This window comes from Nonomuraea terrae, from assembly GCF_004348995.1.
Lineage (GTDB): Bacteria > Actinomycetota > Actinomycetes > Streptosporangiales > Streptosporangiaceae > Nonomuraea > Nonomuraea terrae.
In genome coordinates, this window is record NZ_SMKQ01000009.1 from 15,417 (window position 1) to 35,381 (window position 19,965).

A 19,965-nucleotide genomic window follows, 5' to 3' on the forward strand; every position below is an offset into this window, starting at 1 on the left:
CCTTAATCCACCGTCAGTCACTGCACCGTAAGCATCAGTTTCGAAGGCCCGCGGACCATCATCCCGGCCTTCCACTCGACGGATCCTGGCTCGTCCGGCAGCCGCAGCGCCGGCAGGGCGGCCGTCAGCACCTCCAGCGCGACCTGCAGCTCCAGGCGGGCCAAGGGGGCGCCGAGGCAGTAGTGGGCGCCCAGGCCGAACCCCAGGTGCGGGTTGGGGGCGCGGGTCAGGTCCAGGCGGTGCGGGTCGGCGAAGACCGCCGGGTCGCGGTTGGCGATGACCGTGGCCGCCACGACCGGGGCGCCGGCCGGGATACGGGTCCCGCTCAGGGTGACCTCCTCCAGGGTGAAGCGCGGCGAGGCGCCGTTGGCCTCCATCGGCACGTACCGCATGAGCTCCTCGACCGCCGAGGGGATGACCGACGGGCGGGAGACCAGCTCGCGGTAGCGGGATGGAGTTTCCAGCAGCACGTACAGGAAGTTGGGCAGCTCGGTGGAGGTGGTCTCGTAACCGGCGGCCAGCACGGTCATGACGACCATCACCAGCTCGTCGTCCGTCACCGCGCCGGTCTCGGACTGGGAGGCGACCATGGCGGAGATGAGGTCGCCCTGGGGGTCCGCACGCCGCTCGGCCAGCAGGCCGGAGATGTACTCCCACAGGTTCCCGGCCGCGCTCAGCCGCTCCTCCTCCGAGATGGAGGTGGTGGCGAGGCCCGCCTCGGCCCACTGCCGGAACCGGCCGCGGTCGCCGTAGGGCACGCCGAGCAGCTCGCAGATCATCCTCAAGGTGAACGGGACGGCGAAGTCCTCGACCCCGTCGAACGGCTCACCGCCGGCGATCGCCTCCTTGGCCAGCTCGGTGGCGATGACCGTGGCCCGCTCGCGCAGCCGCGCCACCCGCCGGGCGGTGAACGCGTACTGGCACACCGAGCGCACGCGCGTGTGCTCCGGCGGGTCCATGGCGACGATCCCGCCGCTGAAGTTCTCGACCGTGACTCGGGGGACGTCGCGCTCCAGCGACAACGCGCGGGAGAAGCGGCCGTCCGACAAGACGGTCCGGACGTCCTCGTAGCGGGTGACCAGCCAGGCCGGCTCGCCGTACGGGAACACGACCTGGCTGACCGGCTCCTCCGCCTGGAGCCTGGCGTACTCCGGGTCCAGCTCCAGACGCTCGGCCCGGGGAAACGGAAAGACGTGGGGTTCCATCGTGGCTCTACTCCCGTGTCGGCCTGTCATCGTTCATCGCCCGGGCCCCGCAGGGCCGGGGAGCCCTGCCGGGGCAGGCGGTTCTCCACGATCGTCACCTCCGCGCCCCGCCGCGGCACGAGCATCGGCCCCTTGGGCCGCACCCGCTCCGCGGCTCGCCGCCGCGGTTCCACCCGCACATGGCGCAGGATGCCGCTGATGACGGTGCGCATCTCCACCATGGCCAGGGACGCGCCGAGGCAACGGTGGCTGCCGCCGCCGAAGGGCATGAAGTGCGCGCTGGACGGCTCCACCGGGTGGAACCTGTCGATGGAGTAGGCGTCGGGCCGCTCGTACAGCTCCGGCGACAGATGAAGCAACCCGAGGGAGACGGCGAACATCGTCCCGGCGGGGAAGACGTAGCCGGCCTCGCGCCATTCGCCGATCGCGACGCGCCCGATGTCCATCGTGGTCGGCCGGGCGCGGATCGCCTCGTGGATCGCCGCGTCGACGACGGTCCAGTCGCCCGCCCGCACCGCGGCGACGACCCGCTCCAGCGCGCCGGGCGTGCGGGTGACCCGCTCGAAGAACCAGGCGAGCTGGGTGGCGGTCGTCTCCTGGCCGACGGTGAGCAGGGTGACCAGGTGGTCGCGCAGCTCGGCGTCCGTCACGCCGTCCCCGTCGCCGTCGTGCGCGAGCAGCAGCGACACGACGTCCTTGCCGCCAGGGCCGTGGCTGGCCCGGCGGTCGCGGATCTCCGCGTAGATGATCTCGTCGACCTCGGCCAGCAGCCGCTGGAAGCGTGCCCACGGCCCTACCCCGCCGAACGGCCGGCGGATCGCCGGCAGCAGGATGATCAGCGGGTTGATGTCCAGCAGGCGCGGCACGAGGACACGTAGCCGCTCCAGCCGGGAGGAGTCGGTGATGCCGAAGACCGCCCGCATCATGACCTCCAGCGTGACGCGCTGGAAGCAGTCGAGGAGGCGCACGGTGGAGCCAGGCGCCCACTCGCGGATCTCTTCCTCCACGATCTGCTCCATGAGCCCGACGTACTCGGCGACGTTGCCGCCGTGGAGCGGACGGATGAGGACGCGGCGGCGGGCGGTGTGCTCGTGGCCGTCGGACATCAGCAGCGAGTGCCTGCCGACCACGAACTTGATCGACTCGTTGGCGGCGGCCGCGTCGAAGTTGTCCGCGTCGTCGCGCAGGATCCGGCGGATGCCCTCGGGCGTGCAGATGTACACCACGTTGCCGAAGCCGAGGATCCGTGCGGTGAACAGCGGGCCGTAGCGCTCGGCGCAGGACCTGCCGAACCTCGTCGGCGCCGCCGCCCACAACACCGTCTGCACGACGGCGGGCAGCCGCGGCCCCGGCGGCAGGCCACCGGCCCGGCCGCGCGCCGCCGGCCGTGCCTGGCGGGCCTGCCGTCTGTCCCGCGCGAACATCACTGCGGCTCGCCTCCGGGGACCGCCATGAGCTTGAGCCACCTGCCGATGGCTCTGAGCGTGAACGTGTGGGCGATCAGGTCGTCGGTGTAGCACAGGTCGTCGAAGTAGAGGCCGACGACGCTCGGCCGCCACGTCCCCTCGTCGTCTTGATGCCGGAGCAGCCAGTCGATGCCGCGCAGGATGGCGGGGCTGCGCGGGTCCTCACCCGCCTTGAGCAGCGCGAAGATCGCCCAGCCGGTCTCCTCGGCGGTGCGCCCCTCCGGGGGGAGCTCGTGGTGGCGCGGCCAGCCGCCGTCGTCGGCCTGGTTGTCCAGCAGCCACTGCCGGGCCGCACGCGCCACGGGGTCGGCGCCCTGGCCGGTGTCGACGAACGTCTCCAGCAGGCGGCTGGTGCCGTGCGTGTTGTCGCGGAACCAGATGGACTCGATGGAGCCGTCGTCCTTCTGGTGGGCGCGCAGGTAGGCCAGCGCCCGCCCGACCGGCGAGCCGGGCGTGTCGGGCTCGCCGTACCGTTTGAGTGCCATGACGACGTGGGAGGTCACCCCGGCGCACGGGCGGTCGTTCATGATGTGGGTGTTGCGGACCCACTCCGACCAGGAGCCGTCGGTGTTCTGCTGCTTGCGCAGCCAGCCGATGCCGAGCCGGACCGCGGGGTGGTTGCGTGGCACGCCGAGGTCGGCCAGCACGCCCAGCACCACCGCGGTGTCCTCCGACTCCGGCCAGCCCGAGGGCAAGGCCCAGCTCCAGCCGCCGGCGGGCATGCCCAGCGACGGGAACGGCTTGTTCCACTGGCTGCGCAGCAGCCACTCGCGTGTGCCCTTCAGCAGCGGCTGGGCGGCGACGTCCTCGAACTCGGCGAGAGCCATGATCGAGTAAGCGGTGACGGAGATCTCGAGGTCCCGGTCGATGGCCCAGGAGCCGTCCTCGCGCTGCGTCTCCAGCAGGTAGGCGAGGGAGCTGAGCTGGACGTCCACGCCGACCCCGGCCTTCTTCAGGCCCAGGTAGACGAACCCGGCGATCATCGGGCATTCCTCGATGCCGCCGTTGGTGCCGGCCACGTCGCGCAGCCAGTTCAGCGCCATCGGCTCGGCGATGCGGCCGAGCAGCTTGCGCGGCAGCGACCGGTTCATGGTGCGGGCCTGCATGATGCCGAGCCCGAGGATCGCGGGCAGCGCGATGGAGACCTTGTTGCGCAGGTTGGCCGGCAGCAGCATGATCTCGACGGGCTGGTCGGGTTGCTGCTGGAAGTCGCGCAGGCCCACCAGACCCCAGATCGTGGGCAGCGCCGCCGGCCAGGTCTTGGGCGCCTCACCGCGCAGGCCCGGGATGACGTTCATCCCGTCGTTCTCGTCGATGAAGGTGTGGGCGCGGGCTATCGCCCCCCGCGAATCCTCCCGGTCGATCTCATGCAACGCCGCCAGCCCGAACGCGGTCATGCCGGGGCTGCTGGGCGCCTCGGCGTCGGCCATGCTCCACCCGCCGTCCTCGCGCTGGTGCGTGCGCAGCCAGCGCACCGCGGCCGCGATGCGGTCGGCGTAGGCATGCCGGTCGGCTCGGTACAGCGACAGCGCGCCGAGCGCGGTCGCGATGGTGGACGAGGAGAGCCGGTCCACCCAGGACCCGTCCTCACGCTGCCGGTCGTAGAGGTGTGTGATCGCGCTTTCGGCTGCTTTCTTGGCCCGCGTGTGCAGGTGCTCGACGTCCATCGTCTCCCCTCTCCCCTATCACCCGAAGTCACCGTCAGGTCGGCTGCCGTCGTCCGGCCGTCAACCGGAGGGCGTGGCGGCGGTCGGCTCCAGCGGGCGGGCGATCCGCCGCTCCCGCATCACCGCGGCGATCGTGCGCCGCAGTCCCTCGGCCAGGTCGACCTCGTTGCGGAAGCCCAGCAGCGTGCTGAGCTTGGTGGCGTCGCAGTGCTGATGCCGGAGCTGGCTGGCCCCGGAGCCGGCGACCACCTCGTAGCCATTGGCCCGGATCAGCTCTGCCCGTTCCGGGTCGTGCGGCCGGCACTCCTCGCTGGAGCGGCGGATCAGCTCCTCCACCAGGTCGACCGTGGTCCGGTGCGCCGCCGGCGCCATGTTGAACACCTCGCCGCGGGCCCGCGGGCTGAGCGCGATCGCGGTCAGCGCGCGGCAGACGTCGCCTACGTAGACGTAGTCACGCCGGTGCCGCAGTGAGCCCTCGTAGACGAGCGGCGGTTTGGGCTCGGCCGGGTCGAAGAGCCGGCTCAGCGAGCGCGGCACTATACGGGAGCCGGCGTCGTCGTCGCCGGGGCCGAACACATTGCACAGGCGCAGCACGGACACCGGCAGGCCGAGCTCGTCGCCGTACATCCGCACCAGGCCGTCCGCCGACAGCTTGCCGACGTCGTAGACGCCGCGGGCGCCGAGGACGGACATCTCCGTGTAGGCGTCCTCGAGCAGCTCCCCGTAGACCTTGTCGGTCGAGGCGAAAACGAACCTGTCCAGGTCGGGGCAGGCGACCCGGACCGCTTCGAGCAGGTTGATGGTGCCCGTGACGTTGGCCATGAGTGAGCCGTGCGGGTCGAGGTAACCCGAATCGACGGTGGAGGAGGCGGCCAGGTGGAACACCACGCTCGGCCGGGCCGCGCCGACGGCGTCGCGGCACTGCTCGAAGTCGGTGATGTCCAGCTGGACGTGGGCCGCCCGCGGGTCGAGCCGCCGGTTGGCCGGGCACCCGGCACGGTCGAACACGGTCACCCGGAAACCGCGCCGGGCCAGGTGGGCGGTCAGGTGGCTGCCGATGAAGCCGCAGCCGCCCGTGATCACCACGTGCCCGCGCGCGTCGTCGTCCGGTGTGTCACGCGTCCGGTCGGCCGGGTCAGCGGTCACGGTCGATCGCCTCCTCGGCGAAACGGGCCAGGCGCTCGCGGCTCAGTGTCACCGGAAGCCCGGCCAGCGCATCGACCGCCTGCCGGCTGTAGTGCGCCGCCAGCCGCTCGGTGCCGGCGAGCGCCCCCGTTCGCTCCAGGATCGTGATGAGCGCCTGCCGGTTGGCGGTCGGATCGCCTTCGCCGGACAGCCCGTCCGTGATGGCCAGCCGATCCATGGAGTCGCCGAGCTCGTAGGCGAGGATGACGGGCAGCGTCAGCCTCCCGTTGCGCACGTCGCTGGTGTCGGGTTTGCCCATGACGCCGGTCTCGCGGGTGTAGGAGAGCAGGTCGTCGTGGATCTGGAAGGCGATGCCGAGGTTCTCCGCGTAGCGGCTGAGCGCCTCGACCATGGCGTCGTCGCCACCGCCGAGCAGGGCGCCGCATTCGCAGGCGCCCTTGAAGAGCGAGGCCGTCTTGAGGCCGGCCATCGTGAGGTACGCCTCACGGTCGAAGTCCATGCGCTCGCAGATCTCGGCTTCCATGATCTGGCCGCGGCACAACTCGATGCCACGCCGGGCCACGACGTCGAACGCGGCCACGATCCGGCTGTCGGCCGCACCGGTCTTGCGGCACTCGGCCAGACTGAGGAACAGGTCGAAGATCAGGGCGTCGCCGGCGACGATGGCGTTGTCCACCCCGAACTGGTGCTGGACGGATGGTTTGCCCCGGCGGATCTCGTCGTCGTCGATGATGTCGTCGTGCACGAGACTCGCGACATGGCCGGACTCGGCGCCCATGGCCGCGGGCAGGACGACACGGGCGTCACCTCCCACCGCCAGAGCCGACTCCAGAACGAGGATGGGGCGGAACATCTTGCCGGACGGCACCAGCGCGTGGGAGCACATCGAGTCGAGGGAGCTGTGCCCTCCCGTCCACCGGCCGGTCAGGCCCGCGCTCACCTCCATGATGAGCGGCGCCACTCCGTTTATCGACGACAAGACGTTGCGGGCTTGCAGATCACCTTCTATACCACTCTTAGCCATGCTCACGCATAACCTCGTCTTCCTTAGGCCGGAAGATTTTTAAGTAGCGTATGCGAGCGGCCGTTGATCGAACCTGGATGGAAACTGCATCGCGGTTGTGCCCCGTAATGGCCTCGACCTCCGCCTTGTCACCCGGCCGTCGAGGCGAGCGGCAATATGAAGGGGAAAACCCGCACGCCGGGCGACACACTTTCCGCGGGAATTTGCCGAAAAGAAGCGAGGCGCCCCCCGAAAACGGCCGCAGGAAATCGTCAAGATTTCACGTGCCGCGCGGAGGACACCTCGCGTTGCTGTTTTTCCGACGACCGCCGGAGGGTCAATCGTCGGCCAGCGTGATGGCGCCGGACGGGCAGGAGTCCACCACCCGCCGCACCAGGTGGAGCCGGTCGTCGGCCGGGCGCTCCACGACGAGCACCACGGTGCCGTCCTCCTCGCTCTGCTCGAACAGGTCGTGCGCGGTCAACGCGCACATCCCGGCCCCGACGCACACGTCCTTGTCAGCGACGATTCTCATGATCACCACGCTACCGGGAGCTTCTTGACACCATGCACGATCATCATGTCCTTCGTGGGCACGTCCTCGGGCGCGCAGGCCAGCCGCAGCGTGGGGAAACGCTCCAGCAGAGCGGGGAAGGCGATGCGCATCTCGATGCGGGCCAGCTGCTGGCCCAGGCACTGGTGGGGCCCGTACCCGAACGTCAGGTGGCCCTGCGCGGATCCGGTGATGTCGAGGCGCTCGGGGTCGGTGAACCGCTTCGGGTCCCGGTTGGCCGCAGGCAGCGAGACCACCACCACCTGCCCCTTCCGCACCAGGGCGCCCTCGACCTCCACATCCTCCAGCGCCGCCCGCAGCGGGCCGAAGTGGATGATGGTCAGGTGCCGCAGCAGTTCCTCGACGGCGCCGTCGATCAGGGAGGGGTCGCCTCGCAGCAGGGCCAGTTGGTCAGGGTGGCTCAGCAGCGCGAACGTGCCGAGCCCGAGCATGTTCGCGGTCGTCTCGAAGCCGGCGCCGAACAGGATGAAGCCGATGTTGGTCAGCTCCTCGTCCGACAGCTCGCCACTGTCGACCAGGCCGCTGAAGAAGTCCTCCCCGGGTGCCTTGCGCTTGTCGGCGATGAGCCCGGCCAGGAATTCGAGGAACGCGGTGTAGGCCTCCATGGCCTCCTCACCGGGGGCGTCGGTGTCCACCATCGTGCCCAGGTGGTTCTGGAACTCCTCCAGGCGCGCGTAAGGGACGCCGAACAGCTCGCAGATCACCCGGGACGGCACCGGCAGGGCGAACTCCCGCACCAGGTCGACGGGAGACCCGGCCGCCTCCATCCGGTCCAGGCAGGTCTGGGTGACCTCGGCGATGCGCGGCTCCAGCTGCTTCAGCCGGCGGGCCGTGAACTGGGCGATGAGCAGCCGCCGGTAGCGCGTGTGCTCGGGCGGGTCCATCCGCAGGAACTCGCCGGCCTCCGGCGGGCCGCCGGCGATCTCGTGCGCGAAGCCCAGGTCGAGGGGGACGTGCATCAGTTCGCGCCGCGCGCTGAAGCGCGGGTCGGCCAGCACCGTGCGGGCGGCCTCGTAGCCGGTGGCCAGCCATCCGACGTGCCCGTCGACGAAGCTCAGCGGCGTCATGGGCGCCTGCTCGCGCAGGCCGGCCAGGGCTCGCGGCGGGTCGAACGGGCCCGGGCGGTCGAAGGGCAGGGCGATGGGGCATTGTTCCATGTCATGTGCTTTCGGTTGGGGGCTGCGCGAACCGGTCGCCGGAGAAGTGAGCCGTCACCACTCGACGGGGAGGCTGAGCAGGACGCCGGTCGAGGAGTGCGGGCTGCGCTGCAGCTTCTCCACCGGCACGGCCAGCCGCATGTCCGGGAAGCGCCGGGTGAGGTCGGCGAAGACGGCCTGAAGCTCGATACGGGCGAGCTGCGCGCCGATGCAGTAGCGCGCGCCGAAACCGAAGGTGAGGTGGGGGCTGTCCTTGCGTGACGCGTCGAAGCGGTCGGGGTCGGCGAAGACCGCGCCGTCGTGGTTGCCCGCCCCGATGTCGAGGATGACCAGATCCCCGGCGCGTACGGTGACCTCGCCCACGGTCAGGTCCTCGCGGGCGTAGCGCGGGATCCCGGGACCGCCCAGACTGGGCGCGCGCAGGATCTCCTCCACCGCGGACGGGACGAGCGAGGGGTCGTCGTGCAGTGCCCGCCACTGGCCGGGATCGGCAAGGAGGCACGCGGCACCCAGGCCGATCTGCGACACCGTGGTCTCATGCCCGGCGAACAGCAGCATCATGGTGTGCATGGCGATCTCATCGTCCGACAGGTCTCCGGACTGGAGCATGCGGGAGATGACATCGTCGGCCGCTTCGTCCCGTTTGCGCTCTACCAGCCGCTTGCCGTACTCGTACAGCTCCATGAGCCCCTGCTCGGAGCGGGCCGGGTCCAGGATGTCGCCGGCGGCGCGCGACAACTTGGAGAACTCGTCGCGGTCCTCGTACGGCACGCCGAGCAGCTCACAGATCACCAGCACGGGCAGCGGCCCGGCCAGGGCCTCCTGCAGGTCGGCCGGGGAGCCGTGCCGCTCCAGCTCGTCGAGCAGGTCGGTGGTGAGGGCCTCGACGCGCGGCCGGAGTGCTCGCATGCGGCCCGGCGCGAAGTGCGGCTGGAGCTGCGCGCGCACCCGCGCCTCGTCGTCGTGCTCGGTGTCGAAGTCTCCCATGGGGCCGCTGAACAGCATCCAGTCGCCGAGGCGCGAGGCCTTGTCGGGTTCCCGGTGGGCGCGGCCCAGCCGCGGGTCGGCGATCAGGGCCCGGATCTCCTCGTACCCGGTGACCAGCCATGCCGGGTGCCCCACCCGGGTCCGCACGGGATGAATGACGCCGCGGGATTGCAGATCGCGCAGCGCCGGCGGGACGGCCAGCGGGTGCACCTGTTCGAGCGGGAGTTGCACGGTCATCACGATGTCCATTCGTCGCTGTCTTGTCCGGCTTCGCCGGCGATTCTCATGGCCTCGTCGATCAGTGCCTCGGCGATGCGCGACTCAGGTACCGTCTTGACGACCTTCCCCTTGACGAAGATCTGGCCCTTGCCGTTGCCGGCCGCCACCCCGATGTCGGCTTCCCTGGCTTCTCCCGGGCCGTTGACGACGCAGCCCATCACGGCCACCCGGAGCGGTATCTCCATCTCGTCCAGGGCCGCGGTGACCTCCTCGGCGAGCTTGTACACGTCCACCTGCGCCCGGCCGCAGGATGGGCAGGACACGATCTCGAGCTTGCGCGGGCGCAGGTTGAGCGACTGCAGGATCTGGACGCCGACCTTGACCTCCTCGACCGGCGGGGCCGACAGGGAGACGCGGATGGTGTCGCCGATCCCCTCGGCGAGCAGCGTGCCGAACGCGACCGCCGACTTGACGGTGCCCTGCAGCGGCGGGCCGGCCTCGGTGACTCCCAGGTGCAGCGGGTAGTCGCAGGCGGCCGACAACCGGCGGTAGGCCTCCACCATCACGACAGGGTCGTGGTGCTTCACCGAGATCTTGATGTCGTGGAAGTCGTGTTCGGCGAAGAGCGACGCCTCCCACAGCGCCGACTCCACCAGTGCCTGCGGCGTGGCTTTGCCGTGCTTGGCCAGCAGCCGGGGATCCAGCGATCCCGCGTTCACGCCGATGCGGATGGGCGTGCCGTGGTCCCTGGCCGCCCGCGCGATCTCGGCGACCTTGTCGTCGAACTTCTTGATGTTGCCCGGATTGACCCGGACGGCCGCGCAGCCGGCCTCGATGGCGGCGAAGACGTACCTCGGCTGGAAGTGGATGTCGGCGATGACGGGGATCGGGGACTTGGTCGCGATGATCGGCAGCGCGTCGGCGTCGTCCTGCGACGGGCAGGCGACCCGGACGATGTCGCACCCGGCCGCGGTGAGCTCGGCGATCTGCTGCAGGGTCGCGTTGACGTCGGCCGTGACCGTCGTCGTCATGGACTGCACGGACACAGGCGATTCGCTGCCCACGCCCACCGAACCCACCCGGAGCTGCCGGGTGGGCTGTCGCTCGCCGAGCACCACGGATGGCGGGGCGGGCATCCCGAGATCAACTCTCATCAGAGCGCTGCCTCCTTCAGTGCGTCTGGTCGCCGACGCCCCTGTGGCCTGAGTAGCCGTTCGAGGCGAGGACCTGGCGGGCCCTGCCCGCCAGGCGCGGGTCGGCGATGAGTTTGGCCAGCCATGGGCTGACGTGTGTGGGCGCGGCGAGACGGCGATTCTTCCCGGCGAGCCGGTGCAGCACGGCGGCGGAGACGTCCTCCACGGTCAGGCCGCACTCGGCGAGCACCTCGGCACGTTTGCCGTGCTGCAGGAAGCGCCTGGGGATGCCGAAGTCCGCCACCGGTGTGCCGACGCCCGCGTCGCGCAGCTCCTGAGCGACGGCGGACCCGAACCCGCCGGCCCGCAGGCCGTCCTCGACGGTGACGACCAGCCGGTACCGGCGGGCCATATCGGGGATGGCCGCGTTGACCGGCTTGACCCATCTCGGGTCCACCACCGTGACGCCGAAGCCCTCCTCACCGATGCGCGCGGCGACGCCCAGCGCCAGTCCCGCCATCGCGCCCACCGACAGGACGAGCACGTCCCGGCCGGCGTCGCGGCGCAGCACCGCCATCCCGTCCGCCTCGTCCACGGCCGGGATGTCCGGCCCGACCGCACCCTTGGGGAAGCGCACGACGGCAGGCCCGCCGGTGACGCGGAGCGCCTCGCGCAGTTCCTCACGCAGGGTGCGCGCGTCGCGGGGGGCGGCGATGCGCAGACCGGGAACGGCCTGCAGCATCGCCACGTCCCACATCCCGTTGTGCGACGGGCCGTCGTCTCCCGTCACGCCGGCCCGGTCCAGCACGAACACCACCGGGCACCCGTGCAGGGCCACGTCCATCAGCACCTGGTCGAAGGCGCGGTTGAGGAAGGTCGCGTACACCGCCACCACGGGCCGCAGCCCCGCCATGGCGAGACCGGCGGCGGAGGTCACCGCGTGCTGCTCGGCGATGCCGACGTCGAAGACGCGCTCCGGGAACCGCTCGGCGAAGGCGTCCAGCCCGGTCGGCCCCAGCATCGCGGCGGTGATGCCGACGATCTCCGGCCGCCGCTCGGCGAGCGTGACCAGCTCGGCGCCGAACACCGACGTCCACGACCGGCCTGCCGCGGTGGTCGGCCTGCCGGTGGTCGGGTCCATCACGCGCACGGCGTGGAAGCAGTCCGCCTTGTCGTTCTCCGCGTGCGGGTAACCGTTGCCCTTGCGGGTCAGGCAGTGCACGAGCACCGGCCCGTCGAATGCCGCGGCCTGCCGCAGCGCGGTCTCCACCGCCTCGATGTCGTGCCCGTCGATCGGGCCGAGGTACTTCAGCCCCAGATCCTCGAACATGCCCTGCGGGGCGACCAGGTCCTTCACGCCCGTCTTGATGGCGTGCAGCGTGTCGTACACCACCGGTGTGGGCTGCAGCAGGCGCTTGCTCCAGTCCAGGAAGCGCTCGTACCCGCGGGTGGTGCGCAGCGTCGCCAGGTGGTCGGCAAGCCCGCCGATCGTCGGCGCGTACGACCGGCCGTTGTCGTTGACCACGATGACGAGAGGCAGATCCTTGGCGGCGGCGATGTTGTTGAGCGCCTCCCAGGCCATGCCGCCGGTCAGCGCACCGTCGCCGATGACCGCCACGACCTTGCGGTCGGTTACTCCGCGCAGCCGGTATCCCTTGGCCAGGCCGTCCGCGTAGGACAGAGCGGTGGAGGCGTGGGAGTTCTCGACGATGTCGTGCTCCGACTCGGCACCGCACGGGTAGCCGGACAACCCGCCCCGCTGCCGCAGGCCGGAGAAGTCGTGCCGGCCCGTCACGATCTTGTGCACGTAGGCCTGGTGGCCGGTGTCCCACACGATGCGGTCGCGGGGGGAGTCGAACACGCGATGCAGGGCCAGGGTGAGCTCGACGGTCCCCAGGTTGGGTCCCAGATGGCCACCCGTCCTCGACACCTGCTCGACCAGGAACCGCCTGATCTCCCCGGAGAGCGTCAGCAGTTCTTCCCCTGACAGGACACGGAGGTCCTGCGGTCCCCGGATGGACTCCAGCAGTCCCATGTACGCGCTCCCTTCGTTCGGCCGGCGGAAACTCGGTTGCGGAAAGTCGACCCGGGCGGGCGGGTGCCGGAGGTCATGGTCCCGCCCCACCGCCCTCGGCCAGCCGCATCGGCATGAAGAACACGACGTCCTCGGTCGCGCCGCTCTCCACCTCGATGTCGTGGAAGCCACAGGCGGACAGCCGTTCCAGCACCTGGTCCACCAGGACCTCGGGAACGCTCGCGCCGGAGCTGACACCCACGGAGGTCACCCCGTCGAGCCACCGCTCGTCCAACCGCGACACGTCGGGCACGAGGAACGACCGCACGCCGTTGTCACGTGCCACGTCGACCATGCGCTGGGAATTGCTGGAGTTCTCCGAGCCGACCACGAGCACCAGCTCGCAGCGCGCGGCCAGGGATTTGATCCCGTTCTGCCGGTTCTGACTGGCGTAGCAGATGGTCTCGCTGCTGGGCTCGGCCAGGTTGGGGAACCGCTCGCGTACACGGCTGATGATGCCGCTCGTCTCGTCCACCGCGAGCGTCGTCTGGGTCACGTAGCCGACGGCGGTGGCGGGATCCAGGTCCAGCCGGTCGACGTCCTCGGCGGACTCGACGACGATCGTTCGCTCCGGCGCCTCGCCGCGGATGCCCTCCACCTCTTCGTGGTCGGCGTGGCCGATCAGCAGCAGGACGCGGTCGTCACGCGCGAAGCGGCGGGCCTGCTGATGCACCTTGGACACCAGAGGACAGGTCGCGTCGACGACGTCCAGCCGGCGGCTCTCGGCGCGGGCCCGCACCTGCGGGGAGACGCCGTGGGCGGAGAAGATGCAGATCGCGCCTTCGGGGACCTCCGTCTCGGAGTCGACGAACCGGGCGCCCCTGGCCTCCAGCCGGTCGACGACGTGGCGGTTGTGCACGATCTCCTTGCGCACGTAGACCGGGGGCCCGTAGAGGTCCAGGGCCCGCTCCACCATCGCGATGGCGCGCTCGACGCCCGCGCAGAAACCTCGTGGCTGGGCTAGGACGACCTTCTTCCGTGCTGAAGCCATATACACCGCCGCTCGGGCGCCCGCGCACGATCTGCCGGGTCCACGTCTGGAAGCTCCTGACCGGATTCATGATCGATGCTACGGCAGCGGCCGGCCACCACCCTGCAGCCGACCTGCACGACCGCGGCACGCCGGGCGCCGTCCGGACCTGCGGTGACACCCCGCCGGCCCGGACACCGGAGCACACGCGGGGGGCAAGACGCTCAGGACGTGCCGATCAGGATGCGATGTCCTTGATCTTCTCGATCAGCCGCACCCGGTCCTCGTGCGTCCTGCCGAACGGTGCCACGTTCAGCGTGCTCACCCCGGACTCCTTCAGCGCCTGGACGCGGTCGCGGACGAAGCCCTCGCTGCCGATCAGCGAGGTGCGCTCCAGCAGCTCGGCCGGCACCAGGGCGGCCGCCTCGTCCTTCTTGCCCTCCAGGTAGAGGTCCTGGATCTGCTCGGCCTGCCTCTCGTAGCCGTAGCGGCGGGCCAGGTCGTTGTAGAAGTTCTTGCCCTTGGCGCCCATGCCGCCGATGTACAGGGCCGCCATCGGCCGCCCGAACTCCCGCAGCCCCGCCACGTCTTCGCCGATCGCGAGGGACGCCTGCGCGATCACGTCGAGCTCGCCCAGCTCGGGGTCGCGCCTGGCCTTGCCCGCGGCCAGCGACGGGCCCCAGACGTCGGCGGCCTTCTCGGGCAGGTAGAAGATCGGCTCCCAGCCTTCGGCCAGCTCCGCGGTCAGCTCGACGTTCTTGGGGCCGATGGCGGCGACCACGATCGGGACGCGGGGGCGTACGGGGTGGTTGATGAGCTTGAGCGGCTTGCCCAGGCCGGTGCCCTGGTCGGGCGGGAGCGGCAGGGTGTAGTGCTTGCCGGCGTGCTCGACGCGCTCGCGCCGCCACACCTTACGGCAGATCTCGATGACCTCCCGCGTCCGCCCCAGTGGCGCGGTATACGGTACCCCGTGGAACCCCTCGATCACCTGCGGCCCCGAGGCGCCGATGCCGAGCGTGAAGCGCCCGTCGGAGACGAAGTCGAGACCCGCGGCCGTCATGGCCAGCAGCGTCGGCGTGCGGGAGTAGATGGGCAGGATGCCCGAGGCGATCTCCAGCCGCTCGGTCTTGGCCGCGATGTATCCCATCTGGCTGACCGCGTCGAACGAGTACGCCTCGGCCACGAACACGATGTCCAGCCCGGCCTTCTCGTAGTCGGCCAGTTCGGCGACCGTCTCCTTGAAACCGCCCGAGTAGTTGAGTGCCATACCGATCCGCATGCCGGGCTCCCTGTGAACCGAATGTTGTTCCGTTTCGACGCGGACAGGTTATCGCGTCCACGTGCCGGGACGGCAGCCGCTAGCGTAGATCGCGTGCTGAGTCGGGTCGTCGTCATCGTGTCCGCCGTGGTGGCCGGGGCCCTGGCGGGGCATGCGCTGATCCCCGCCTTCGGCGGGTTCACCCCGGTCCTGGAGAGCATGCTGCCCTGGGTCGGGCTGGCCGTTCCCCTGCTGCTTCTCCTCGCCGCGCTGGCACGCTCCACAGTGGCCGCCGTCGCGGCTCTGGTGCCGGGCCTGGTGTGGGCCGCGATGTTCGGCTCCACGCTGCTGGCCACGCCGCCGGGCGGCCGCAGCGACCTGGCCGTCGGCACGGTCAACGTGGGCGTGCGCAACAACGCCTCGGGCGAGGCCGTCCGCCAGATCGCCCAAGACCTCGACCTGCTGGCCGCGCAGGAGCTGACGGCCGGCGGCCCGGCGGCCAAGCAGCTCAACAAGATGTTCAAATATCGCTATCCGGTCAGCACGGTCGGGCTGTGGAGCCGCTACCCGATCAGCGACGCCAGGCCCCTCGACGTCGGCCTGGGCTGGCCCCGGGCGCTGCGCGCGGTCGTCAGCACCCCCCAGGGCAAGGTGACCGTCTACGTCATGCACCTGGCCTCGGCCAGGCCCGGGCAGACCACCTCGCGCGACGCCTCGCTGGCCCGGGCGCGCAAGCTCATCGACGCCGACCGCAGCAAGCGCATCCTGCTGCTCGGCGACCTCAACACCGCCACCACCGACCGCGGCATGCGCGGGCTGACGCCGCCGCTGGTCGACGCGCAGCGGGTGGCGGGCGACGGGTTCGGCTTCACGTGGCCGGCCGCGTTCCCGATCACGCGGCCCGACCACATCCTGTTCCGCGGCATGACCGCGACCAAGGCGGGCGTGGCTCCGGCCACGGGCAGCGACCACCGGGCGGCGATCGCGTCACTCCGCCTCTAGCAGGTCCAGGTCGGCGGGGGTGTCGATGTCGGCCGGGTCGCCGTAGGCGTCGCACGGCACCTCGGTGACCAGCCCGGGATGGGCCTTCAGGTACGGCCGCGCCCCGACGTCCCCCACGGCCAGCTCGGCCACCCCCGCGAAGTGCTCGCGGCCGATCAGCACGGGGTTGCGGCGCCGGCCACCGTACGTGGCGACCGCGAGGCCGGCGCCGGAGGCGATCAGCGCGCGTACCGCCTCCGGGCGGATCAGCGGCTGGTCGACCAGCGCGACCACCACCGCCCCGGCCTGCGGGGGCAGCGCGGCGAGGCCGGCGCGCAGCGACGAGCCCATGCCGGAGGCCCACTCCGGGTTGTGCACGGTCACCGCGCCGCACACCTGCGCCACGGCCGCGCCGAGCACGACCACGACGGGGTGGCAGCCGCCCTCGGCCAGCAGGCGCACGCCCCGGTCCACCAGCCGCTCGCCCGCGTACTCGACCAGCGCCTTGGGTCGGCCCAGCCGCGAGCCCCGGCCGGCGGCCAGCAGCAGCCCCGCGACCTCGCTCACGCCGACTCGTGGTGGATGCGGCCCTCCGTGGCGGACAGCGGGCGTCCGGAGCCGCCCCAGCGCAGCTGGATCAGCTCGGCGGCGATGGACACGGCGGTCTCCTCGGGGGTGCGCGCGCCGAGGTCGAGGCCGATGGGCGAGCGCAGCCGGGCCAGTTCGTCGCCGGTCAGCCCGGCCTCGCGCAGCCGTTCCAGGCGGTCCTCGTGCGTTCGGCGCGAGCCCATGGCGCCCACGTAGCCGGCGCCCGTGCGCAGCGCCACCTCCAGCAGCGGCACGTCGAACTTTGGGTCGTGGGTGAGCACGCAGATCACCGTGCGCTCGTCCACGTCGACGGAGGCGAGGTAGTCGTGCGGCCACTTGACCACGACCTCGTCGGCGTCGGGGAACCGCTTGGCGGTGGCGAACACCGGCCGCGCGTCGCACACCGTGACGTGGTAGCCGAGGAACTTGCCCACCCGGGCCACCGCCGCGGCGAAGTCGATCGCCCCGAACACCAGCATCCGCGGCGGCGGCGCGAACGAGTGCACGAAGACCGCCAGGTCGTCCAGCCGCCGCTCTCCCTGCGGCCCGTAGCGGCGCAGGCCGGTCAGGCCCTGGGCGAGCATGCCGCGGGCGTCGTCGTCCACGGCGTCGTCGAGGCGGCCGAGGCCGAGGGTACCGGAGGAGCGGTCGGGCCAGATGATCCGGCGGGCGCCGACCCGGCCCGGCCCCGACACGACGGTGGCCACGGCGACGGGCTCGTGCGCCTGCACCGACGCGGCGATCTCGCCCAGCTCGGGGAACGCCTCCCGCGAGACCGGCTCCACGAAGATGTCGATGATGCCGCCGCAGGTCAGCCCCACGGAGAAGGCGTCGTCGTCGCTGACGCCGTAGCGCTGCAGGACCGGCTCGCCGAGGTCGGTGGCCAGCTCGAACACCGCGCCCTCGATACAGCCGCCCGAGACGCTGCCGACCACCTCGTCGCCGCGCACGGCCATGGACGCGCCCGGCGGCCGGGGCGCGCTGCTCCACGTGCCCACCACCGTCGCCAGTCCGAAGCGGGTGCCGGACCGCCACCACTCCATGATCTCCGGCAGCACGTCACGCATGGGCGAGCCTTTCGCTGAGTTGCTCGTAGGCGGCCAGGCTGTGCCCGGCCACCAGGTCGTCGAGGTACGGCAAAGCGGCCCGCATCCCGCCCGTGAGCGGCTGGTAGTCCGCGTACCCCTTGTGAGGATTGACCCAGATTACGCGGTATGCCTGACGGGACAGCCGGGCCATCTGCGTCCCCAGCAGCTCGGGGTCACCGCGTTCCCAGCCGTCGGAGGCGATCACCGCGATCTCTCCCCTCGCGCTGGAACGGGTGAGGAACTCGCGCAGCTCCTCGCCGAGCCGGGTGCCGCCGCTCCAGTCGGGGACGGTCTTGGACACCGCGTTGAGCGCGGTGCCGGGGTCGCGGTGGCGCAGTTCGGCGGTGATCGGGGTGAGCCGGGTGCCGACCGAGTAGACGCGGGTGGCCCGGGGCTCGCTCCTGACCAGCGCGTGCGCGAAGCGCAGCAGCGTCTCGGCGTACGGCGCCATCGAACCGCTGACGTCCACGAAGAGCACGACCTTGCGCGGACGCGTGGTGTGCCGGCGGTGGCGCAGCCGGGCCACGTCGCCCTTCCTGAGCGCCTCGCGGATGGTGCGGCGCCGGTCGAGCACGCCCCGGTGGGAGCCCTCGAACCGCCGCGAGCGCCGCCGGGCCCGCCCGCCGCGCAGCAGGGCCAACATCCGGTGCACCTCCTCGCGCTCGGCCTCCGACAGCCGGGCCACGTCGCGGTGGCGCAGCACCTCGATCCGGCTCGCGGTCGCGGGCGCCGCCGTGCCGTCGTCGTCGCCCGTCTCTCCGTCGCCGTCGCGCGTGGCCAGGTGCCGGGTGACGCTCACGGTGGCCGTACGGGTGGAAACGGCCCGCAGCCCGCCGAAGTAGGCGGCGAAGCAACGGTCGTAGCGGGGCAGGTCGTCGGGCGTGGCGCAGAGCGTCAGCCGCCCGGCCCAGTAGACCTCGCCGGGGTCGGTCACGTCGAGGTGGTCGAGGGCCTTGAGCAGGTTCCGGGTGCGTTCGTGGTCGGCCCCGACACCCGCGGCGCGCAACGTCCTGGCGAACCCCGTCATGGTCGCGGCCAGCTCATCCATGGCCCTGCAGCCCGCCGAGCAGCCCGTTGCCCATGACGGTGGCGACGTCCTCGCGGTATTTCAGCGCCGCCCCGAGCGTGGCCGCCGCCAGGCCGGGGTCGAGCTCCCTGGCGCCGAGCGTCAGCAGCGCCTCTGTCCAGTCGAGCGTCTCGGCCACGCCCGGCGGCTTGACCAGGCCGGCCTGCCGCAGCCGCTCGGCCGCCCGCGCCACCTGCGTGGCCAGCGTCTCGGTGCAGGCGGGCAGGCGCCGCAGCAGGATGGCGACCTCCCGGTCGAACGCCGGGTGCTCCAGCCAGTGGTAGAGGCAGCGCCGCTTGAGCGCGTCGTGCACCTCGCGGGTGCGGTTGGAGGTGACGACCACGACCGGTGGCGTCTTGGCGCGGATCGTGCCGAGCTCGGGGACGGAGATCGTGAAGTCGGAGAGCACCTCGAGCAGGAACGCCTCGAACTCGTCGTCGGCGCGGTCGATCTCGTCCACCAGCAGCACGCTGGGCTGCGTCTCGATCGCCTTCAGCAGCGGCCGGGCGATGAGGAAGCGGCGGTCGTAGATCTCGCCCTCCAGCCGCCCCACGTCGGTGATGCCGGCGGCCTCGGCGGCCTTGAGGTGGAGCAGCTGGCGGGCGAAGTCCCAGTCGTACAGGGCCTGGGCGGCGTCGAGCCCCTCGTAGCACTGCAGCCGGATGAGCGGCGCCTCCAGCAGCGCGGCGAGCGTCTTGGCCAGCTCGGTCTTGCCGACCCCCGCCTCCCCTTCGAGGAAGAGCGGCCGCCCCATCCGCAGGGCGAGGAAGGCGGCCGTGGCCAGCCCCTCGTCGGCCAGGTAGGCCTGCCGGTCGAGCAGCTCGACGAGCTTCGCCGGCGACTCGATGTCCATTGCCCTGATTGTCCGCCCCAGCACCCCTTCAGGCTACGTCGGCGGCGGGCCGCGGGCATCACGGGATCGTCACTTCTCGCGCGCTTCGCCCCGCTCGCGGATCAGGGCCTCCAGCTCGGCGGTGGCCTGGCGGGCGCGGGCCTTCTCCGACCCCTGGATGCCCATCGCGCCGATGGTGCGCCCGTCGGAGAAGTCGATGCGCGGCCAGGGGTCGCCCACCAGGAGCGTCACCTCCAGGGCCTCCGCCCAGGAGTACCGGTGGGTGCGGACGGCGTTGACGATGGTCAGGCCCTCCTCGTCGGCCTCCACCCGCACCCGGCCGAGCAGATGCAGCACGTACGCCACCGCGCACCCGAACGCCACGATCGCCAGCCGGTCGGCCAGCTGGAACGGCTCGGCGATGTGGACGGCCATCACCACCGCCCCCACGACGATCAGCACGGCGAAGCCGTAGGCGACGATCCTTCCCCGGCGGGGGCGCCAGGTCACGGGCAGGGGCGGCGGCTTGACGAGCTCGGGCACGAGGGAAA

Annotated in this window: 17 protein-coding genes and 1 pseudogene; 1 reads left to right on the top strand and 17 read right to left on the bottom strand. The window is 71.5% G+C overall.

The window, feature by feature from the left end; all coding sequences use genetic code 11:
• Positions 1–17: 17 nt before the first annotated feature.
• From E1286_RS05625 to E1286_RS05680, 12 genes and pseudogenes are all read right to left on the bottom strand, one after another.
• A complete protein-coding gene (locus E1286_RS05625; RefSeq protein ID WP_132609376.1) occupies positions 18–1,205 on the bottom strand; it encodes a cytochrome P450 in 1,188 nt (395 codons plus the stop codon).
• A 26-nt stretch (positions 1,206–1,231) separates the two neighbouring features.
• Positions 1,232–2,629, bottom strand: a complete 1,398-nt coding sequence (locus tag E1286_RS05630) for a cytochrome P450 (protein WP_132609378.1) — start codon at positions 2,627–2,629, stop codon at positions 1,232–1,234.
• Complete coding sequence (locus E1286_RS05635; RefSeq protein WP_132609380.1) at positions 2,629–4,338, bottom strand: prenyltransferase/squalene oxidase repeat-containing protein; 1,710 nt, start codon at positions 4,336–4,338, stop codon at positions 2,629–2,631. The genes E1286_RS05630 and E1286_RS05635 overlap by 1 nt, the downstream gene beginning before the upstream one ends.
• Positions 4,339–4,398: 60 nt before the next feature.
• Positions 4,399–5,484: an NAD-dependent epimerase/dehydratase family protein gene (locus E1286_RS05640; protein ID WP_132609382.1), complete on the bottom strand. Its 1,086-nt coding sequence runs from the start codon at positions 5,482–5,484 to the stop codon at positions 4,399–4,401.
• Complete coding sequence (locus tag E1286_RS05645; RefSeq protein ID WP_165969592.1) at positions 5,474–6,445, bottom strand: polyprenyl synthetase family protein; 972 nt, start codon at positions 6,443–6,445, stop codon at positions 5,474–5,476. Before E1286_RS05645 ends, E1286_RS05640 begins: the two co-directional genes overlap by 11 nt.
• Before the next feature lie 379 nt (positions 6,446–6,824).
• On the bottom strand, positions 6,825–7,022 hold the full coding sequence (locus E1286_RS05650) for a ferredoxin (protein ID WP_132609386.1): 198 nt from the start codon (positions 7,020–7,022) through the stop codon (positions 6,825–6,827).
• 2 nt (positions 7,023–7,024) lie between these two features.
• On the bottom strand, positions 7,025–8,218 hold the full coding sequence (locus E1286_RS05655; protein WP_132609388.1) for a cytochrome P450: 1,194 nt from the start codon (positions 8,216–8,218) through the stop codon (positions 7,025–7,027).
• A gap of 54 nt (positions 8,219–8,272) precedes the next feature.
• Positions 8,273–9,442, bottom strand: coding sequence for a cytochrome P450 (locus E1286_RS05660; RefSeq protein ID WP_246074479.1), 1,170 nt, complete (start codon positions 9,440–9,442; stop codon positions 8,273–8,275).
• The gene (gene ispG, locus E1286_RS05665; RefSeq protein WP_132609392.1) at positions 9,442–10,578 is read right to left on the bottom strand and encodes a flavodoxin-dependent (E)-4-hydroxy-3-methylbut-2-enyl-diphosphate synthase; all 1,137 of its coding nucleotides are present in this window, start codon (positions 10,576–10,578) and stop codon (positions 9,442–9,444) included. Before ispG ends, E1286_RS05660 begins: the two co-directional genes overlap by 1 nt.
• Positions 10,579–10,744: 166 nt before the next feature.
• A pseudogene (dxs, locus tag E1286_RS05670) lies at positions 10,745–12,592 on the bottom strand (1-deoxy-D-xylulose-5-phosphate synthase); the annotation flags it as partial.
• A 73-nt stretch (positions 12,593–12,665) separates the two neighbouring features.
• Complete coding sequence (locus E1286_RS05675) at positions 12,666–13,622, bottom strand: 4-hydroxy-3-methylbut-2-enyl diphosphate reductase (RefSeq protein ID WP_132609396.1); 957 nt, start codon at positions 13,620–13,622, stop codon at positions 12,666–12,668.
• 217 nt (positions 13,623–13,839) lie between these two features.
• On the bottom strand, positions 13,840–14,880 hold the full coding sequence (locus tag E1286_RS05680) for an LLM class F420-dependent oxidoreductase (protein WP_132609398.1): 1,041 nt from the start codon (positions 14,878–14,880) through the stop codon (positions 13,840–13,842).
• Positions 14,881–14,973: 93 nt separating this feature from the next.
• Between E1286_RS05680 and E1286_RS05685 the strand changes: the two genes are divergently transcribed.
• Positions 14,974–15,861 carry an endonuclease/exonuclease/phosphatase family protein gene (locus E1286_RS05685; RefSeq protein ID WP_132609400.1) on the top strand — a complete coding sequence of 296 codons (888 nt, stop codon included), beginning with the start codon at positions 14,974–14,976 and terminating at the stop codon, positions 15,859–15,861.
• Here the strand turns inward: E1286_RS05685 and E1286_RS05690 are convergent.
• The 5 genes from E1286_RS05690 to E1286_RS05710 form a co-directional block, all read right to left on the bottom strand.
• Positions 15,847–16,407: a nucleotidyltransferase family protein gene (locus tag E1286_RS05690; protein ID WP_132609402.1), complete on the bottom strand. Its 561-nt coding sequence runs from the start codon at positions 16,405–16,407 to the stop codon at positions 15,847–15,849. The two genes, E1286_RS05685 and E1286_RS05690, sit on opposite strands and share 15 nt — an antisense overlap.
• A complete protein-coding gene (locus E1286_RS05695; protein ID WP_132609404.1) occupies positions 16,404–17,495 on the bottom strand; it encodes an XdhC family protein in 1,092 nt (363 codons plus the stop codon). The genes E1286_RS05690 and E1286_RS05695 overlap by 4 nt, the downstream gene beginning before the upstream one ends.
• Complete coding sequence (locus E1286_RS05700) at positions 17,488–18,564, bottom strand: vWA domain-containing protein (protein ID WP_132609406.1); 1,077 nt, start codon at positions 18,562–18,564, stop codon at positions 17,488–17,490. The genes E1286_RS05695 and E1286_RS05700 overlap by 8 nt, the downstream gene beginning before the upstream one ends.
• Positions 18,557–19,435 (bottom strand): AAA family ATPase, encoded by an 879-nt coding sequence (locus E1286_RS05705; RefSeq protein WP_132609408.1) that lies wholly within the window; start codon positions 19,433–19,435, stop codon positions 18,557–18,559. Before E1286_RS05705 ends, E1286_RS05700 begins: the two co-directional genes overlap by 8 nt.
• Before the next feature lie 69 nt (positions 19,436–19,504).
• A complete protein-coding gene (locus tag E1286_RS05710) occupies positions 19,505–19,957 on the bottom strand; it encodes a PH domain-containing protein (RefSeq protein ID WP_132609410.1) in 453 nt (150 codons plus the stop codon).
• Between the last annotated feature and the right edge of the window lie 8 nt (positions 19,958–19,965).

What these genes read in the sequence shown, in the direction of transcription:
- ispG (WP_132609392.1), bottom strand. Translation starts at nt 10,578, where the DNA reads ATGAGAGTTGATCTCGGGATGCCCGCCCCGCCATCCGTGGTGCTCGGC.
- E1286_RS05635 (WP_132609380.1), bottom strand. Translation starts at nt 4,338, where the DNA reads ATGGACGTCGAGCACCTGCACACGCGGGCCAAGAAAGCAGCCGAAAGC.
- E1286_RS05650 (WP_132609386.1), bottom strand. Translation starts at nt 7,022, where the DNA reads ATGAGAATCGTCGCTGACAAGGACGTGTGCGTCGGGGCCGGGATGTGC.
- E1286_RS05660 (WP_246074479.1), bottom strand. Translation starts at nt 9,442, where the DNA reads ATGACCGTGCAACTCCCGCTCGAACAGGTGCACCCGCTGGCCGTCCCG.
- E1286_RS05630 (WP_132609378.1), bottom strand. Translation starts at nt 2,629, where the DNA reads ATGTTCGCGCGGGACAGACGGCAGGCCCGCCAGGCACGGCCGGCGGCG.
- E1286_RS05655 (WP_132609388.1), bottom strand. Translation starts at nt 8,218, where the DNA reads ATGGAACAATGCCCCATCGCCCTGCCCTTCGACCGCCCGGGCCCGTTC.
- E1286_RS05680 (WP_132609398.1), bottom strand. Translation starts at nt 14,880, where the DNA reads ATGCGGATCGGTATGGCACTCAACTACTCGGGCGGTTTCAAGGAGACG.
- E1286_RS05705 (WP_132609408.1), bottom strand. Translation starts at nt 19,435, where the DNA reads ATGGACATCGAGTCGCCGGCGAAGCTCGTCGAGCTGCTCGACCGGCAG.
- E1286_RS05625 (WP_132609376.1), bottom strand. Translation starts at nt 1,205, where the DNA reads ATGGAACCCCACGTCTTTCCGTTTCCCCGGGCCGAGCGTCTGGAGCTG.
- E1286_RS05695 (WP_132609404.1), bottom strand. Translation starts at nt 17,495, where the DNA reads ATGCGTGACGTGCTGCCGGAGATCATGGAGTGGTGGCGGTCCGGCACC.
- E1286_RS05675 (WP_132609396.1), bottom strand. Translation starts at nt 13,622, where the DNA reads ATGGCTTCAGCACGGAAGAAGGTCGTCCTAGCCCAGCCACGAGGTTTC.
- E1286_RS05700 (WP_132609406.1), bottom strand. Translation starts at nt 18,564, where the DNA reads ATGGATGAGCTGGCCGCGACCATGACGGGGTTCGCCAGGACGTTGCGC.